At 40.7% G+C, this 2416-nt stretch carries 2 protein-coding genes; both read right to left on the bottom strand.

Features of this window, described 5'->3' with window-relative positions:
- On the bottom strand, positions 1–550 hold a 550-nt coding region (locus tag WBA23_RS09410), incomplete at its 3' end, for a response regulator transcription factor (RefSeq protein WP_424582023.1).
- Positions 547–2163, bottom strand: a complete 1617-nt coding sequence (locus WBA23_RS09405; protein ID WP_424582022.1) for a sensor histidine kinase — start codon at positions 2161–2163, stop codon at positions 547–549. The genes WBA23_RS09405 and WBA23_RS09410, both read right to left, overlap by 4 nt.
- Positions 2164–2416: the final 253 nt, after the last annotated feature.

Genomic DNA, 2416 nt, shown 5'->3' with positions numbered 1-2416 from the left:
ATAAATCATACCGGCTAACCGGTTGCCGGGCGTGTTCCCATAGATAGCGAATAATTTCAAACTCTTTGTGGGACATCTTAATAGATTTTTCATCGCTAAATGCTTCGTAGGCATCAGGCAACACTTTAAGTCGCCCTATTTCAATAGTATTACTGCTAATACCGGGGGCTTGATTATCGATAGTTACCGACTGTCGGCGAAGCACAGCTTTAATTCGGGCCAACAGTTCGCGTAAGCTAAACGGTTTAGTAATGTAATCATCCGCGCCTAGCTCTAGTCCTAGTACCTTATCAATCTCTTCACCTCTCGCAGTAAGTAGAATAATGGGAGTGCTATTTCCCTTTTTGCGAACGGTTTTGCAAATCTCAAACCCCGTCATAGAAGGTAACATCACGTCAAGCACTACCAAGTCAAAAGAATTATTTAAAATCAACTGTAGCCCTGCCTGACCATCGCTGGAGGATGATACTTCGTAACCTTCAAACTCCAGATTATCGCTCAGGCCCATTCGCATGCTAGGTTCATCTTCTACAATTAGTATTTTCTTCATTCGTTGGCAATTAGTTTTTCCACCCGGTAGCGGATAGGAAAGTTTAGGCGAAAATTACTTCCCTTTTTCGGGTGACTCGTTAAGGTAATCGTACCTTTATGAACATCCATAATATACTTCACAAGACTAAGGCCTAAACCTGTACCCGAATGGGGCGAGCCATTTGTTGAAGAGTTTACTCGTTGAACAGGAGCGGAAGTTGAAACTCGGAAAAACTTCTCAAAGATGGCTTTCTGGTTTGCTTCCGAAATCCCCATGCCTTTGTCCTGAATTTCAACGAAATAGTAACCTTCATTAATACCCGTTAGCACCGAAATTTCTTTATGTTCATCACTATATTTGATAGCGTTGTCCAACAAATTAATGATTGCCTCGGTAATACCTTCTTGATCTCCATTAATCGTCAATTCTGTTTCTGAAGGGTGGAAGTGGTAATGAAACCCTTCATTTTTCAGATGAAAATCGTAGGATTCCAGTACGCGGGCCACTATTTCATTGAGGTTGATAGGTTCAAATGTAAACCGATGCTTCCCCGCTTCCATTTTAGAGAAGTTTAGTATTTTGTTCACCATATTGGTGAGGCGCTGCGATTCTTGATTTACGATTCGATAGTATTCTTGCTTTTTCTCTTCACTCTTAACCCGATTCATCATTAGCGTTTCTGAAAACATACTAATCAATGCTAAAGGAGTACGAATTTCGTGGGAGACATTTGAGACAAAATCGGATTTTATTCGGGCTAACTCAATTTCTTTTTTGATCGTTCGGAACACAAACCACGCCCCGAGTAAAAGAACTGCATTTAAGCCAATAATTAAAAATAGGTTAGTGCGAAAACGTTGTTCGGCCCAAGTAGGTTTTTCCTGATCTTCTAGTCGGATGGTTAAATAATAATCAGGAAATAGCCACAACGGCTTGCGAGGTGCCTGACTAACACCGTGTTTAATGTGGGTTGCCGTGGTGTAAAAGGGTACCTCAGCTAGTTTTTTATGCACCGAGATAACAAATTCTTCCTGAGCGATGGCGTGAATGCGAGGCCCTAGAAAATCATTGACAAATACGGTAGGGTCTAAAACAAAACCGTAGAGTGCAGTAGCGTTATCTATAGTAGCAGGAAGAAAAACTAGCAGCTCAAGCGAAGAGGTATCGGAGAATAAAGGCTGAATTTTGAGATACCCATTTTCTCGGTAACTAAACAAACGTTTAATTACTTGTTGTTGGTTTGAAATGAGTTTAGGAATGATATCTTGATTGGCTGAGAAAAAAACTTCACCCTCGTCGGAATACAGTCTAATATCTGCTGACGCTAAGGAATCCATAATAAAACCTTCCTTAATAGCGTAGTTCTCGTTAAAAAATTGGTTTGTAGTTTCCCCACTTTGCCACAAACTGTCTTGCTGTAAACTGCTCCAGTCTTTTGTCCACGACCGAGCAATATCTTCCGAATATTGATTCACCGAAAATAGAATAGCTTCAAGCTGTTCGTTGTAGATTTCTTCAATCAGTAACTCATTCTCTCGCACCGCCTGTAGCTCCCGCACCGAGTAGAAGATAGCCGGAAGCAGAAAAACGACAAGAAGCACCAGGCCAACTTTAGTAAGTGAACGGGGCATATTCAGGGTTGTTTCTCGGGAAAGTTACGAAAAATGCTGAATTAGGACTAGGTAATAAAATGAGTAACATCATTAAAACACTTGCCAACCCAGTAGTTATAATTGACCTAACATATCCTTACCAATGGGTGTACGACAAAAGTGTAAGTTAGCGAACTAGTGTTTAAATTGCTGAGAAAAAGATATGGAATCAGCAGATAAGAAAGAAGAAGTCATGGCTATGTTTTCTAAACAGTATGATGCCTGGGCTGCT

Source organism: Tunicatimonas sp. (assembly GCF_049647865.1).
Classification (GTDB): domain Bacteria; phylum Bacteroidota; class Bacteroidia; order Cytophagales; family Cyclobacteriaceae; genus Tunicatimonas.
The sequence above is the reverse complement of the archived record's forward strand: the minus strand, read 5'-3'. Positions and strand labels throughout refer to the sequence as shown.